Genomic DNA, 14520 nt, shown 5'->3' on the forward strand with positions numbered 1-14520 from the left:
CACGAGCGAACCCGCCGGAGACACCACTGTGCCTGCTACAACCCCATTCCCGTTCTTCGGGCGCCCGAACACGGACCAAAGCGGAGCGGAGGTCCGAAAAAAACACTGCCTAGGCGTCGATGGTGAGCTCGCCCATCCGGTCCCAGCCCTCGCCCTCCACGACCCGGCTGACGATGAGCGGGGTCTCGGTGAGCAGCGGCTTCATGGCGGCCAGCCCGTCGCGGAAGTGGTCGCTGTTGACGTGCGCCTCGGCGGTACCGTCCTTGAACGCCTCGACGAGCACGAACTCGTTCTCGCGCTCGACGCTGCGGGACCACTCGAACCACAGGTTGCCCGGCTCGGCGCGGGTGGCCGCGGTGAAGTCGGCGACCGCGTCCAGGAAGCCGTCTCCGACCTCGGGCCTGACCCGGAACTTGACGACGATGAGGATCATCGTCCCTCCTCCCTGTTGCTGCTGCGGGACACGGTGTGCCGTGCCCCGTCCCCACTCTCCCAGAACCGGCGGCCCCGGCGGCCACCGGACGGACCTGGGCGAACCGGTCCACGGGCACGGGGCGGTCTCAGGAACGGCGCGGCGGCTCCCCGCCCTCCGGCCCCGCGATGCCCACGGCGCCGCGGTAGCCGTCCCCCTCCAGCGACGACATCGCGTCGAGCGCGGCGTCGGACACGGGCAGCAGGTGGGCGTCGACCCAGGTGTCGCCCGTGGCACCGTTGGTCCAGGGGTCCTCGACCACGAGCGCGCCCGGCACGGCCCCGTGGCAGAGCACCCAGTGCGGCACGTCGAAGCCCTGCATCGCGGCCAGGGAGACTAACAGCAGCACGCGCTCCCCCCGGCCGACCGCTCCGCGGATGTCGGCCGTGGACAGGCGGTGCGGGTCCACCGGGACCCCGGCGCGCGCCGCGTCCGCGCGCGACGCGCACTGGAGGACGGCGCGCCACTCCCTCTCGTCCCCGGCGTAGGAGTCGAGCATGACCGGCCGGTCCACGTCGAGGAACACCGTGACGGGCGACGACGGCCACGCCCGGCGCACGGCCACGCCCAGCCCGACGGGCTCGCAGGCGGGGAAGTTCGTCGCGTCGCGCCACAGCGTCAGCTCCGCCGGGCGGTCCAGCGACTCGCGGGGCACCGCCCCGGCCTGCGCCTGCGCGACCAGGGCGGTGACGGCACCGCACGTGAAGTTCGTGGACTGGCGGTAGTACGGCGGCTCCGCCTCAGCCGGCTCCTCCCCCAGCCACCGCACGTGACCGGCGGGCGGACGGTTCCCGTCCCCGTCCTCCCCGCGCGGGGCCTCCAGCGGCGCGAAACCGGCGGCGGCGGCCTCCTCCGCGCCGACCGTCCACCCCTCCCACTTGACCTGCACGAGCCCCCGGCCCCGCGCGCGGGCCAGGACCGCCGCAGCGGCGGCGGGCACGTCGCCGACGGCGTCGACGATCTTGGCGTAGGCCGTGCGCGGGCGCGCCGTCACCAGCGCGGCGGCGGCCCAGCCCTCCCCCGCCCCGTCGGGGACGGCCACGATCTCGGGTGCGTGGGCCGAGCGGTCGACGGCTCCCCAGCGTTCGAGCACCGGGCCGGGGGCGATCCGGGCCAGCGGCTCGGGCACGGCGGCCGGGTCGAAGGGGACGACGACCGGGGCGGGCGCGTCGGTGCGGTGGGACGGCATTCGGTACTCCTGGTGCGGATCAGAGGGGATCGGCGGTTCACGCGCGGGAGCGGCGCAGCAGCCAGACGAGGTAGGGGGCGCCGACCAGGGCGATCATGAGCCCGGCCGGCAACTGGGCCGGGGCCAGCAGCGTGCGGCCCAGGGTGTCGGCCACGCAGACCAGCAGCGCGCCCAGCAGCATCGCGACCGGAACGCTGCGCCCGTGCCGGGCGCCGACCAGCGCGCGGGCCAGGTGGGGCGCCACGAGCCCGACGAAGCCGACCACCCCGACCGCGACCACGCTGACGGCGGCCAGGACCGCGGCGACGGTGAGCAGCACCAGCCGCATCCGCTCCACCCGCATGCCGAGGATGCGGGGCGTGTCCTCGTCCACGGCGATCAGGTCGAGGTGGCGGGCCATGCCGATGATCAGCGGTGCCGCCAGCACGAGCGCCACCGCGACCGGAACGACCTCCGGCAGGGTGCGCCCGTAGGTCGTGCCGGACAGCCACGTGAAGATACGCGGGGTCTGCCAGGGGTCGGCGCGCAGGAGCAGGAACGTCGTGACCGCGCTCAGGCTGTACCCGCACCCGATGCCGATCAGCACGAACCGGTCCGGACGCAGCCCGCCCCTCCAGGCCAGCACGGCGATCAGCGCGAACGTGGCCAGGCCCGTGAGGAGCGCCGTGGTGACCAGCGACGGCAGGCCGCTGCCGGGGCTGGCGGTCACCACGATCACCGCCCCCAGCCCGGCTCCGGCGGTGATGCCCAGCAGCCCGGGCTCCGCGAGCGGGTTGCGCACGGTGCTCTGGACGGCGCTCCCGGCCAGGGCCAGCGCCGCTCCGGCGAGCACGGCGGCGGCCACGCGCGGGAACCGTTCGTCCAGGGACCGGCCGATCAGGTCCGGTGCGCTCCCCTGGAGCCACAGGGCGATGTCGCCCGTGCGCAGCCACAGGCTGCCCGCGAGCAGGCCCACGAGCACCGCCGAGACGAGCAGGGCCGCCGCGACCAGCAGGACGACGAGGAAGCGCCGCCGCGTGCGCGGCCCGGTCCGCGCGCCCGGCGGTCGGCGCACCGGGCCCGCGTCGCGCAGGCGCAGGGCCAAGACCACGATGAGTAGGCCGCCGAGCACGGCCGTGGGCACTCCCGTGGGGATCGAGGCGGCTCCCTCGGCGCCGAGCAGCGCGCGCAGCCCGGCGTCCGCGAGCAGGATCAGGAGGGCGCCCAGGAGCCCGGAGGCGGTCACGAGCAGCAGGTGCCTCCGCAGCGGCCGGATCCACCCGGCGAGCAGGCGCGCCAGCACGGGCGCGCCCAGGCCGACGAAGGCGATCGGACCGGCCAGCGTCACCGCCGCTCCGGTGAGGAGCACGGCGCAGAGCACCGCGGCGGTCCGGGTCGAGCGCAGGGGCACGCCGAGCGAGGCCGCGGTGTCGTCGCCCAGGCCCAGCACGTCCAGCCTTCGGCTCAGCAGCAGCGCAGCGCCCAGCACGGCGACGATGAGCGGCATCGCGCGCAGGGACGCGTCGATGTTGAGCTGGGCCAGGGAGCCGCTCCCCCAGGCGAAGAGGCCGGTGGTGTTCTCCTTGAACAGGATCAGCAGCATCGCGGTCGCCGCGTCCAGGGCCATCGCGGTCGCAGAACCGGCCAGGATCAGCCGCGTCGTGGCCGTTCCGGCGGCGTTGCCCGCCAGTCCCAGCACGAGCGCGGCGGCCAGGAGCCCCCCGGTGAAGGACACCAGGCCGGAGGCCCACAGCGGGACGGCGAACCCGAACGCGGCCACCAGGGTCAGGGCCAGGTAGGACCCCGCCGTGACCGCGAGCGTGTCGGGGGAGGCGAGCGCGTTGCGCGTGACCGACTGCAACAGCGCCCCGGCGACGCCGAGTGCGAAGCCCACGGCCACACCGGCGAACAGGCGCGGAAGCCGCGATCCGGCCAGCACGTCACCGACCGGCACCCCGTCGACGGCCTCCCGCTCCCCGGCCGCGTAGCGCACCAGGTCCCACCACCCCACGCCGGAGGTCCCCTGCGTGAGGTGCAACACGGCCACCGCGAGGATCGCGGTGACCAGTCCCGCGAGGACCGCCGCCCCGGCGGCGCCGCCGCGCGCGCCGACGCGCGGCAGCGGGGACCGCCGGAGCGGGGCCTGAACCGGTCCGCTCATTCCTGGGTGATCGCGTCGGCGAAGGCGTCGACGGCCTGGGCGGTCGAGCGCGGGCCGCCCGCGCCCCAGATCCGCGGGGGGAAGGCGTGGGCCCGGTCCTCCTCCACGGCCGGGAGGGAGTTCCAGATCGGGTTCTCCTCCAGCGCCTCCACGTAGCCGCCGACGCCCTCGTCGTTGGCGTAGAAGAGGTTGGCCCCGCCCACGGCGGTGAGCCCCTCGACGTCGGTCTGCGCCAGGCCGTAGGAGGGGTTGACGCCGCCGTCCCCGTAGGCCTCGTTGATCTCGTCGGTCCAGACCGGGGTCATCCCGAGCTCCTCACCGAGGGCGGTGAACAGCGCGCCCTCGCCGTAGGGCCGGATGGTGAGGTTGCCGCCCTGGAGCCACCCGTCGAAGTACAGGAAGTCCTTCGTGGGCAGGTCGACGGCGGCCACCCGCTCCTTGGCCTCGGCGAGGTGGGCGTCGAACTCCCCGATCACCTGGTCGGCGCGCTCGGTGCGCCCCGTCGCCTCGCCGATCATCTGGAAGACGCGCCGCATGTTGCCGACGGGGTCGGCCGGGTCGGCGCCCAGCGTGACGAGGACGGGCACCCTGCGCTCCTCCAGCTGCGCGATGATCTCGTCGTCGGCGCTGAAGGCCTCGACGATGACCAGGTCGGGGTTCTGCGCGTACAGGGTGTCGAGGTCGGGCTCCTCGCGGTTGCCGATGTCGGTCACGCCCTCGGGCAGCTCCTCCGCGCTCACCCAGGTGCTGTAGCCCTCGGTGTCGGAGACCGCCACGGGGGTGACGCACAGGGTGAGCGCGTCCTCGACCTGCTGCCACTCCAGGACGGCGATGCGCTCGGCGGGCTGGTCGAGCTCGACCTGTCGGCCGACACCGTCGGTCAGCGACACCGGGCCCGTGGACGTGGTCGTGGTGTCCTCGGCGCAGCTCTCGGAGGCGGGTGCGGCGACGCCGCCGGTCTCGGCCTCCTCGACGCTGGTGGTGCCGCATCCTGTGACGGCGAGGGCGAGGGCGGCGCAGGCCGCGGTCGCGAGGTGGGGGAGACGGGTCATGGGTGGTTCTCTCTGTTCTGTTCTGCGGTGTTCGGGTGGTCCGCGTCCGCGGACCGGGGACGGGCCGTGTGGCGGCCCACGGGGTCGATGCGCAGGCGGCCGGTCCGGGGGTCGTGGGCGACCTCGACCCGGATGCCGTAGACCTCGCTGAGGTTTCGACTGGTGAGGACCTCGGCCGGGTCGCCCGCGGAGTGGACGCGTCCGGCGCTGAGCAGCAGCAGCGTGTCCGCGACGCGCGCGGCGTGGTCGAGGTCGTGCAGCACGACGCCGACGGCGACCCCGTGCTCCTCGGCGAGGTCGCGGATCAGGTCGAGGGTCTCGACCTGGTAGCGCAGGTCCAGGTGGTTGGTGGGCTCGTCCAGCAGCACGACGCCGGTGTCCTGGGCCAGGCAGGTGGCGAGCCAGACGCGCTGCATCTCTCCGCCGGAGAGCTGTCCGGCCGCCCGGTCGGCCATGTCCCGCACGCCGGTGGCGTCCATCGCGTTCTCGACGGCGCGCCGGTCCTGCTCGGAGAGCCCCGCGAGGCCGCGCCGGTAGGGGTGGCGTCCGAACGCGACGACGTCCCTGACCGCCAGGCCCTCCGGCGTGGGCCGGGCCTGGGCGAACAGGGTGACCTCCCGGGCGAACCGGCGTGCGCTGAGCAGGGACGCGGGGCGTTCGGGTCGCCCGTCCCCGCCGCCGAGCGTGACGTGTCCGTCGTCGATGCGGTGCAGTCGGGCGAGCGAGCGCAGGAGCGTGGACTTGCCGCTGCCGTTGGGCCCCACCAGGGCGGTCACGCGCCCGGCCTCCAGGGTCAGCGAGGCCCCGTGGACGACCGTGGCGCTGCCGTAGCTCAGGACCAGCCGGTCCCCGCTCAGGGCGTGCGCGCGCGTCACGGCGCTGGGCACGCCGGGCGTGCCGGGGCCGCGGCGGCCGTGGCGGAGGACGGACGCGGCACTGCGCGGAGCGCGTGCGCACACTGTCCGACCAGCGGATACGGCCGAACACGAGCGCGGGCGCCCGATCGGGAGATTAGGTTAGCCTTCACTCACTCAGGATAGATTCGGCCGCTCCGTGGCTGCAATCAGGACTTCCGGACACCGGATACGGAATTCCGGTCAACGGCCGCCCTGGAAGAGCCGAAGTACGTCCCCGGGGTGGTGCCCATCACGCGCCGGAAGGCGTCGATGAAGGTGCTGGTCTGGGCGTATCCGAGGAGTTCGGCGGCGTCCTGCACCTCGCACCCCTCGCCGAGCAGCATGAGCGCCCGGTGGATGCGCAGTGACTGCCGCCACTGCGCGAACGAGAGCCCGGTGGCGGTGCGGAAGGCCCGGCTGACCGTGCGGGGGCTGACTCCCAGGTCGCGCGCCCACTCCTCCAGGGAGCGGTCGTCGGCGGGGTCGCGCAACAGGGCGTCGGCGATCACGTCGGCCCGGGCCTCTCCGGGCAGGCGCAGCGCGAGCTGGGGCAGCGACGGCTCCAGCACGTCGAACACGACCGCCTCCGCTCGCGAGCGCGCCCCGGCGTCCAGGTCGGTGCGGGCCAGGCGCATCAGCAGCGACTCCAGCACGGGGGTCATCGCGATGGCCGTGGGGCCCTCGAAGGCGACCGGCGTGCGGTCCGGGGCGAAGAAGGCGGTGTGGAGTTCGGCCCCGGCCGTCAGCCGGCCGGCGTGCACCTCCCCCGCGGGCACCCACAGCCCGCACCCCTCGGAGACGGTGAAGACGCGGTCGCCGACGCGGGAGGTCAGCGCCCCGCAGCGCACCCACACCAGTTCGTGCGCGGGGTGCGCGTGCGGCTCCCACTCCGCGGGGGCGCCCGGCGCGTGGGACTCCGCGATGATCACGAAGGGCGCCGCGGCCCCCTCCGGAAGCGGGGCGGCCCGCCGCACCAGGGTGCTCGGCTCGCGCCGCCAGGTCCCCAGGCCCGCGCCCTCCCCGGAGGGCGCGGCCGTCCCTGGCGATGCGCTGCCGGTACGCTCCGGGAGCGGAGAAATGGGCGACATGTCCTTATTGTCGCAGTCAGTGCCGGGCACGGCGTCCGGACGGCCGCACGCCGACCCGACGCGGACGGCTCCCGGACCCCCAGAGGCCCCGACCGCTCCCGGCGAGCCGTCAGCAGTGTTTACCCTCACACGGGCACACGCCGTGGCCTGCGATAGGGTGGAACGTCGTCGTCGCGCCGCCCGCGGTGGGACCCGGGGACAGCTCTTCCCCCTCGTCCCCCGCCGTCAGTGCCCGTCGGCGACCGGGCAGGGCTGCGTTCGACGCTCCGCCCCACTCCATGCCGCGCCTGCCGCGCTGGCCGTGAGACCGGGCGGTCGTTCCCGGCGGCCGCCACGCGCGCACAGCGCATGGAGCTTCAGATACCGGCTGCGGCGTGTCCCGGCCGGTGCTTCCATTCGAGGGGCTTCCTCTACTCCATGTTCTCCACTCTGCGCTCACGCGCGTCCGCGCGAGGCAGACGTACCGACTTCTGGGTCATGGGCGTGTCCGGCGTCTTCATGACCGTCTTCGTCACGGCCGCCCTCGTCTCGCCCGGTGTGGTCGGGACCGTCGTGGACACGGCCTTCACCTGGTCCGCGCGCTGGTTCGGCGCCTACTGGCAGCTGTTGATGCTGGCCACCTTCGCCGTCATCACCGTCCTGGCCTTCTCCCGCTACGGCCGGGTGCGCATGGGCGGCTCCGGCAAGCCCGAGTTCAACCGGTTCACCTGGGTCGCGATGATCACCACCACCCTGCTGGCCGCGGGAGGGGTGTTCTGGGCGGCGGCCGAGCCCATCGCCCACTACTCCTCCCCGCCGCCGCAGTACGCCGACCAGGTGGACGAGGGCTCGGCCGCCGCCGTCGCGATGGCGCAGAGCTTCGTGCACTGGGGCTTCATCGGCTGGGCCATCGGCGGTGCGCTGGCCACCCTGGTCATGATGCGCGGGGTCGAGAAGGGCATGCCGCTGCGCCCGCGCACCCTGCTGTGGCCGCTCATGGGCGAGCGTATCCGCACGCACTGGATCGGCACGGTCGTCGACATCAGCTGCGTGCTCGCCGTGGTGGCCGGAACCGTGGGGCCCATCGGCTTCCTCGGGCTCCAGATCTCCTACATCTGCAGCCAGCTGTTCGGGCTGCCCGACACCTACGCCGTCCAGGCGCTGATCATCCTGGGCCTGACCGTGGTGTCCGCGGTGTCTGTGCTGAGCGGGATCCACAAGGGCATCCAGCTGCTGAGCCGGGCCAACGTCTGGGTGGCGCTGGTCCTCATCCTGGCCGTCCTCGGCATGGGGTCGCTGCCCTTCGTCGCGGACCTCTACATCCAGGCGAACGTGGTGCACGCGCAGGAGTTCCTGCCCATGGCCCTGTACACGGGCGACGAGCAGTGGCTCGGGTACTGGACCCTGTTCTTCTTCGGCTGGTTCCTGGGCTTCGGTCCGATGATGGCGATCTTCTTCGCCCGCATCTCCCGGGGCCGCACCGTGCGCGACATCTACGTCGGGGCGACGGTGCTGCCCACGGTGGTGACCACGATCTGGTTCACCGCGCTGGGCGGCACCGGCATCTGGCTGGAGAAGCAGGACCCGGGGGTGATCACGGGCCCCTACGCCCGGGACGGCCTGCCCGCCGCCGCGCTGGCCATCCTGGAGGCGCTGCCGCTGACGGCGGTGCTGGGCGTGCTGACGGTGATCGTCGCGCTGATCTTCCTGGCGTCCACGCTCGACTCGATGTCCTACGCCATCTCGGTCTCCAGCATGCACGAGGGCGAACCCTCGGGCCTGGTCCGCGCGTTCTGGTGCGTGGGGATGGGCCTGGCCGCCGTCGCGCTGCTCCTGGTGGGGGACGGCGGCATCCAGGCGCTGCAGTCCTTCATCGTGGTGACCGCGGTGCCCGTCGGCCTGATCATGCTGCCGACGCTGTGGACCACGCACCCGCTGCTGCGCGACATGGCGGTCGAGCAGGGCATCGTCGTTCCGCGCCCGTCCCCGGACGAGGACGGGGCCCGTACCCCGCGGGCCGAGGAGCCGGTCGGCTAGGGCCTGCCGTCAGGGTTCCGCCGCGCCCGGGCCCCCTTCCGGGTTCCTGACACGGCGGGGCCCGGGTCGCGGACGTACTCGCGTCCGCGGCCCAGGCCGGAAGTGGTCGTCCTACCGCTGGCTGTCCCCGCCGGGGGCGGTGGCCGCCTCCCCCTTGGCGGCCAGCAGCGAGGCGTGGGTGGGCGCGTCGGGCACGTGCGCGGGCCGCCCGGCGGCGAACTCCTTGCGCAGTACCGGCACGACCTCCTCGCCGAGCAGGTCCAGCTGCTCCAGGACCGTCTTGAGCGGCAGGCCCGCGTGGTCCATGAGGAAGAGCTGGCGCTGGTAGTCGCCGAAGGAGTCGCGGAAGGTCAGCGTGCGGTCGATGACCTCCTGCGGGCTGCCGACGGTCAGCGGGGTCTCGCGGGTGAACTCCTCCAGGGAGGGGCCGCCGCCGTAGACCGGCGCGTTGTCGAAGTAGGGGCGGAACTCCTTCACCGCGTCCTGGGAGTTCTTGCGCATGAACACCTGCCCGCCCAGGCCGACGATGGCCTGCTCTGCCCTGCCGTGGCCGTAGTGCTCGAAGCGGCGGCGGTAGAGCGAGATGAGCTTCTTGGTGTGCGTGGCGGGCCAGAAGATGTTGTTGTGGAAGAAGCCGTCCCCGTAGTAGGCGGCCTGCTCGGCGATCTCGGGGCTGCGGATGGAGCCGTGCCAGACGAACGGAGGCACGCCGTCCAGGGGGCGGGGGGTGGAGGTGAAGCCCTGCAGCGGAGTGCGGAACTTGCCCTCCCAGTCCACCACGTCCTCGCGCCAGAGCCGGTGCAGCAGGTTGTAGTTCTCCAGCGCCAGCGGGATGCCCTGGCGGATGTCCTGGCCGAACCAGGGGTAGACGGGGCCGGTGTTGCCGCGGCCCGTCATCAGGTCCACCCGGCCGTCGGCCAGGTGCTGGAGCATGGCGAAGTCCTCGGCGATCTTGACCGGGTCGTTGGTCGTGATCAGCGTGGTGGAGGTGGACAGGATGAGCCTGTCCGTCTGGGCCGCGATGTAGCCGAGCATCGTGGTCGGTGAGGAGGCCACGAACGGCGGGTTGTGGTGCTCGCCGGTGGCGAAGACGTCCAGGCCCACCTCCTCGGCCTTGAGCGCGATGGTCACCATCGCCTTGACGCGCTCGGCCTCGGTCGGCGTACGGCCGGTGGTGGGGTCGGTGGTCACGTCGCTCACCGAGAAGATTCCGAACTGCATGGCCCGCTCCCCTAGGTATCTTCCAAAGAAGTAGTTTCCGATTAAACTATCATGCGGAACGCCCCGGAACCGCCCCGCATTCCACCGCGCGCAACGCCCGGTGGGCCCGCGTTCATCCACAGGCACGCTCCGTATCCACCGAATGTCACTCTCCCCTGGTATCCCTGGAAAAGCCGACAACGGCACGGTCACCGGGCGTCACGGCGACCGGAACGGCTGAACACGTGAAGGAGGAGGGCGCACACCCCCGGCCCGCGCGCCCGCAGCCCCATGGCCACCACCCTCGATCCCCGACGCCGCCTTCCCCACCAGGACCGAGACCGGACCGACCGCGACCCCGTGGTGCTCGCCGACGCGCTCGGCGACGTCATGACCGCCCTCACCGACGTCGACCCCGACCTGCTCGTCGTCACCGACCCCCGGGCCTGAGCTCCGGGCGCACGGCCGCGAAGGGCCTCCGCGCCGGGGCGGTCCCCTGCGGCGGGACCGCCCCGGCGATCAGCCGTGCGCCGCTCCCACCCGGCGACGGCCCGCTCAGACGGGGGCCACGCCCCCGGGGTGCTCGGGCAGGAAGGAGCGCACCAACTCGATCGGACCGACGATGTGGGCGTTGAACGCGGCCAGCTCCCCGGCGGGCACCCACAGCTCCAGGATCGTGCGCCCGCCGGCCTGCCGCACCGGATAGCGGGAGGCGAAGTCCGCGTCCACGCGAAAGCGTGTGACGTGCCCCTCTCCGTCGCGTGGCAGGTTCCACTCGCGGGCGATGCGCACCGCGTAGTCCTCGTTGAGCACGGGGTAGAAGATCGGCTGTTCAGGCAGGCGCGGCGGCCACTCCCGCCAGCCGGAATCCCCTACCAGGGCGAGTTCCGCGGGCCCGGTGGGCCGCCACAGGGTGAGGGTCGCGGGCATGGGAACCGCCTCCTTGGGTAGGGCGTGGTCAGGAGCTTAGGAAGAGCGGGGACAGTCCGCACCCGCTTTTTACCGGACGAGCCGAAAATCGGTCCGTCCAGCGGGAACACCTCCTACAGACGAAGCGTTCTTACAGGTGAAGCGCCCCAGACCGACCCCGATCCCCGCCACCCGCACCCAACCCGCAGGTCCTGTGAGGCGCACACCACAATCCATGCGCGGATGTCAGCGCTCGTGTCGGCAATGGGGGTTTCCGGCACGTACTCAGTCGCTACATCCGCCTTCCCAGCGGCCAGACCGCACTCAGTGCATCCTGGCCGCGCCCGCTGTGGCCCGCGTTGGGGGACGCGGGCCACAGCCATGTCCGAGGCCTTTCTCCCCCTCTCCCCCACTGGGCCCGCAGTCCGCCCGCGCCCGAACGGGTTCCGGCACCCCACGGTCACCAGAAGTGACACAGTGGGAGAACACACGCATCCCGCTCCTCCGGGCGCCCGGCCGTCCCCACACGCCGGGCCGCACCGGTCCGTCCCCCTTCCTCCCGGCACCGGCGGCCGCCGAGGGCGTGCCCGCCGCACGACCGCGCGGCGGACCCCGACCGCGGCGGCGGAAGCCCGGACCGGTCCGCGAGGGGCACACGGAGAAGGAGCCCTCCTTGAACAGACCGAACGAGTTCCCCCAGGGCCGGCCGGTGGTGCTGCGCGGCGGCACGGTGCTGCCCATGGACGACGCGCGCACGGTCCTGACCGACACCGACGTCCTGGTCGTCGACGACCGCGTGGCCGCCGTGGGACCGCGCCTGCCGGTGCCCGACGACACCGCGGAGATCGACGCCTCCGGCGGCCTGGTCATGCCCGGCATGATCGACACCCACCGCCACATGTGGCAGACCGCCATGCGCGGCTACGGGGCCGACTGGACCCTCGCCCAGTACTTCGTCTGGTACTACCTCGAACACGGCACGCGGTTCCGCCCCGTCGACGTGCACGCGGGCAACACGCTCGCCGCCGTGGAGGCCCTGGAGGCCGGGGTCACCACCGTCGTGGACTGGTCGCACGGCCTCCAGACCCCCGAACACGCCGACGCGGCCGCCGAGGCGCTGCTCTCGGTCCCCGGCCGCCACGTCCTGGCCTACGGCAACATCCAGCGGGCGCCCGCCGAGTGGGCCACCAGCCCCGAACTGCGCGCCTTCGTCGAACGCCACCGGGGCAACGACATGCTGGGCCTCCAGATCGCCTTCGACGTCACCGGCGACCCGGAGTTCCCCGAGAGGCCCGCCTTCGAGGCCGCCCGCGACCTGGGGTTGGCCGTCACCACCCACGCCGGGGTGTGGGGCGCCACGGGCGACGACGGCGTCCGGCTCATGCACGAGCACGGCTTCACGGGGCCCGAGACGGTGTACGTGCACGGCGCCTCCCTGTCCGCGGACTCCTACCAGCGCATCGCCGCCACCGGCGGGTCGGTGTCGGTCTCCACCGAGAGCGAGCAGAGCGCCGGTCAGGGCTACCCGCCCACCTGGGCAATGCGCGCGCACGGCATCCCGGTGTCGTTGTCGGTGGACAGCAGCGTGTGGCAGAGCGGGGACCTGTTCAGCGCCATGCGCGCCACCCTGGGCGCCGACCGGGCCCGCGAGCACCAGGAGGCGCACGGGCGCAGCGACACCGTCACCCACAGCGCCCTGCGCGCCGACCAGGTGGTGGAGTGGGCCACCCGGGGCGGGGCAGCCGCCCTGGGCCGCGACGACCTGGGCCGGATCGCGTCCGGCGCCAAGGCCGACCTCGTGCTGATCCGCAACGACGACTCGCCCGTGTCCTTCCCCCTGCTCAACCCCTACGGCCACATCGCCCTCCAGGCCCAGCGCGCCGACGTGCACACGGTCCTGGTGGACGGCCGGGTGGTCAAGCACGAGCACCGGCTGGTGGGCGTGGACCTGGCGGCCGTGCGCCGTGGCGTGGAGTCCACCGTCGAGCACCTGCGCGCCTCGGTCGGGGAGGAGGCCTGGACCGAGGGGATGAACCCCGACATCCCCGAGTCCAAGGTGCTGGACAATCCCTACACCTACACCGACTACCGCGACTCCGGCACCCGCGGGCGGTGATCGCGGAGACCGGCCGGTGCCAGAATGTGGGTCCCGGCCGGTCCAGAGGCGTCGGCGGCCGGGCCATGAGGCGCGGCGTCCGCCGGTAGGGCACCGGGCGGCGGCGCGAACCGGAGGAGGCAGATGTCGGAGAACGGGGCGGGCGCCCATCGGCACCCGACGATGGCCGACGTGGCCGCGCACCTGGGGGTCTCGCGGCAGCTGGTCTCGCTGGTGCTGGGCGACCGCCCGGGCCCGAGCGCGCGGACCCGGGAGCGGGTCCTGCGCGCCGCCGAGGAGCTGGGGTACCGGGCCGACACCGCCGCACGGCTGCTGCGCCGGGCGCGCAGCCGCCAGGTGGGCGTGCTCTTCGGCCTGGAGTACCCGATGGACGCCCACCTGGTCGAGGAGCTCTACCCGGCCGCCGCCGAACTCGGGTACGGCGTGGTGCTGAGCGCGATGGCCAGCACGCGCAGCGAACGCGAGGCGATCGACGAACTGGTGGGGCTGCGCTGCGAGGCGCTGATCCTGATCGGCCTGTCCGCGGAGGCGCCCGCGGACCTGGCGCGGGTCGCCGAACGGGTTCCCGTGGTGGAGATCGGCCAGCGCACCGGCGCGGAGGGGACCGACAGCGTGGGCACGGACGACGCCGTGGGTGTGGGCCAGGCCGTCGGGCACCTGGTGGAGCTGGGCCACCGGGACATCGTGCACGTCGACGGCGGTGGGCTCCCGGGGGCCGGTGAGCGCGCGCGGGGCTACGCCGAGGCGATGCGCGGGTACGGCCTGGGCGGGCGCGTCGAGGTCCTGCCCGGCGACTACTCCGAGGAGGCGGGCGCCCGGGCGGCGCGGGTGCTCCTGGCACGGGAGGCCCTGCCCACGGCCGTGGTCGCGGCCAACGACCTGTGCGCGTTCGGGCTGTTGGCGACCCTGGTCCGCGCCGGGGTGGGTGTGCCCGGGGACGTATCGGTGGTGGGCTACGACGACAGCCGGACCGCTCGGCTGTCCTTCCTCCAGCTCACGTCGGTGCGCCAGGACGCGGCGCGCATGGCGCGGCTCGCGGTGGAGTCCGCGTCCGAGCGCCTGGACGGCGGGCGCACCGAGAGCAGGCACCTGCTGCTGGAGCCCGCCCTGACGGTGCGCGGCAGCACCGCTCCCCCGCGCTGAGGCCCCTCCGGCCCGGGACGCCCGTGGCCGGTGGTCCACTCCGGTGCCCGCGCGGCGGCGGGGCGCGGCCCGGCGCGCGCAAGGCCTGTCGGCGGGGTGACCGTGTTCTTCCACGGCAGCGGGTGCGGCGGGACGCGTGCGACCGGTGGTCCGCGGCGTTCCCGGGGGTGGGCGCACCGTTAAGAGCCACATCACACGCGCGGACGGTTGGCACAGGTCCGGAAAAGTCCGACACTGGATTTAGCACGTGCCAAATCACCCTCCGCTGTCATCCGGCCCCGCCGGGCCCCGGGAAGCCC

12 protein-coding genes are annotated in these 14520 nt (G+C 73.7%); 4 read left to right on the forward strand and 8 right to left on the reverse strand.

The window, feature by feature from the left end; all coding sequences use genetic code 11:
- Nucleotides 1–109: 109 nt before the first annotated feature.
- The 6 genes from ACSTA4_RS17085 to ACSTA4_RS17110 form a co-directional block, all read right to left on the reverse strand.
- Nucleotides 110–433, reverse strand: a complete 324-nt coding sequence (locus ACSTA4_RS17085; protein WP_444960141.1) for a putative quinol monooxygenase — start codon at nt 431–433, stop codon at nt 110–112.
- 127 nt (nt 434–560) lie between these two features.
- The gene (locus ACSTA4_RS17090; RefSeq protein ID WP_444960142.1) at nt 561–1661 is read right to left on the reverse strand and encodes a peptidase C39 family protein; all 1101 of its coding nucleotides are present in this window, start codon (nt 1659–1661) and stop codon (nt 561–563) included.
- A gap of 37 nt (nt 1662–1698) precedes the next feature.
- Entirely contained in the window at nt 1699–3801 is a 2103-nt protein-coding gene (locus ACSTA4_RS17095) for an iron ABC transporter permease (RefSeq protein WP_444960143.1), read from the reverse strand.
- Nucleotides 3798–4853, reverse strand: a complete 1056-nt coding sequence (locus ACSTA4_RS17100) for an iron-siderophore ABC transporter substrate-binding protein (RefSeq protein WP_444960144.1) — start codon at nt 4851–4853, stop codon at nt 3798–3800. Before ACSTA4_RS17100 ends, ACSTA4_RS17095 begins: the two co-directional genes overlap by 4 nt.
- On the reverse strand, nt 4850–5740 hold the full coding sequence (locus ACSTA4_RS17105) for an ABC transporter ATP-binding protein (RefSeq protein ID WP_444960145.1): 891 nt from the start codon (nt 5738–5740) through the stop codon (nt 4850–4852). The genes ACSTA4_RS17100 and ACSTA4_RS17105 overlap by 4 nt, the downstream gene beginning before the upstream one ends.
- A gap of 176 nt (nt 5741–5916) precedes the next feature.
- A complete protein-coding gene (locus ACSTA4_RS17110) occupies nt 5917–6837 on the reverse strand; it encodes a helix-turn-helix domain-containing protein (protein ID WP_444960146.1) in 921 nt (306 codons plus the stop codon).
- Nucleotides 6838–7254: 417 nt separating this feature from the next.
- Between ACSTA4_RS17110 and ACSTA4_RS17115 the strand changes: the two genes are divergently transcribed.
- Nucleotides 7255–8853 (forward strand): BCCT family transporter, encoded by a 1599-nt coding sequence (locus ACSTA4_RS17115; RefSeq protein WP_444960147.1) that lies wholly within the window; start codon nt 7255–7257, stop codon nt 8851–8853.
- A 111-nt stretch (nt 8854–8964) separates the two neighbouring features.
- Here the strand turns inward: ACSTA4_RS17115 and ACSTA4_RS17120 are convergent, their stop codons facing one another.
- Complete coding sequence (locus ACSTA4_RS17120) at nt 8965–10074, reverse strand: LLM class flavin-dependent oxidoreductase (RefSeq protein ID WP_444960148.1); 1110 nt, start codon at nt 10072–10074, stop codon at nt 8965–8967.
- A 270-nt stretch (nt 10075–10344) separates the two neighbouring features.
- Between ACSTA4_RS17120 and ACSTA4_RS17125 the strand changes: the two genes are divergently transcribed.
- Complete coding sequence (locus ACSTA4_RS17125) at nt 10345–10503, forward strand: hypothetical protein (RefSeq protein ID WP_013153496.1); 159 nt, start codon at nt 10345–10347, stop codon at nt 10501–10503.
- Between the two features lie 105 nt (nt 10504–10608).
- Here the strand turns inward: ACSTA4_RS17125 and ACSTA4_RS17130 are convergent, their stop codons facing one another.
- A complete protein-coding gene (locus tag ACSTA4_RS17130; RefSeq protein ID WP_444960149.1) occupies nt 10609–10983 on the reverse strand; it encodes an ADP-ribosylation/crystallin J1 in 375 nt (124 codons plus the stop codon).
- 652 nt (nt 10984–11635) lie between these two features.
- Here ACSTA4_RS17130 and ACSTA4_RS17135 point away from each other — a divergent pair.
- Both ACSTA4_RS17135 and ACSTA4_RS17140 read left to right on the forward strand, forming a co-directional pair.
- Nucleotides 11636–13078 (forward strand): amidohydrolase family protein, encoded by a 1443-nt coding sequence (locus ACSTA4_RS17135; protein ID WP_444960150.1) that lies wholly within the window; start codon nt 11636–11638, stop codon nt 13076–13078.
- Between the two features lie 123 nt (nt 13079–13201).
- Nucleotides 13202–14221, forward strand: a complete 1020-nt coding sequence (locus ACSTA4_RS17140) for a LacI family DNA-binding transcriptional regulator (RefSeq protein ID WP_248770813.1) — start codon at nt 13202–13204, stop codon at nt 14219–14221.
- Nucleotides 14222–14520 lie beyond the last annotated feature (299 nt).

It is taken from the genome of Nocardiopsis sp. M1B1 (genome assembly GCF_052466615.1).

Bases quoted from the DNA above. Each gene is read 5' to 3' on its own strand.
- ACSTA4_RS17085 (WP_444960141.1), bottom strand. From the start codon at position 433: ATGATCCTCATCGTCGTCAAGTTCCGGGTCAGGCCCGAGGTCGGAGAC.
- ACSTA4_RS17090 (WP_444960142.1), bottom strand. From the start codon at position 1,661: ATGCCGTCCCACCGCACCGACGCGCCCGCCCCGGTCGTCGTCCCCTTC.
- ACSTA4_RS17095 (WP_444960143.1), bottom strand. From the start codon at position 3,801: ATGAGCGGACCGGTTCAGGCCCCGCTCCGGCGGTCCCCGCTGCCGCGC.
- ACSTA4_RS17100 (WP_444960144.1), bottom strand. From the start codon at position 4,853: ATGACCCGTCTCCCCCACCTCGCGACCGCGGCCTGCGCCGCCCTCGCC.
- ACSTA4_RS17110 (WP_444960146.1), bottom strand. From the start codon at position 6,837: ATGTCGCCCATTTCTCCGCTCCCGGAGCGTACCGGCAGCGCATCGCCA.
- ACSTA4_RS17115 (WP_444960147.1), top strand. From the start codon at position 7,255: ATGTTCTCCACTCTGCGCTCACGCGCGTCCGCGCGAGGCAGACGTACC.
- ACSTA4_RS17120 (WP_444960148.1), bottom strand. From the start codon at position 10,074: ATGCAGTTCGGAATCTTCTCGGTGAGCGACGTGACCACCGACCCCACC.
- ACSTA4_RS17125 (WP_013153496.1), top strand. From the start codon at position 10,345: ATGGCCACCACCCTCGATCCCCGACGCCGCCTTCCCCACCAGGACCGA.
- ACSTA4_RS17130 (WP_444960149.1), bottom strand. From the start codon at position 10,983: ATGCCCGCGACCCTCACCCTGTGGCGGCCCACCGGGCCCGCGGAACTC.
- ACSTA4_RS17140 (WP_248770813.1), top strand. From the start codon at position 13,202: ATGTCGGAGAACGGGGCGGGCGCCCATCGGCACCCGACGATGGCCGAC.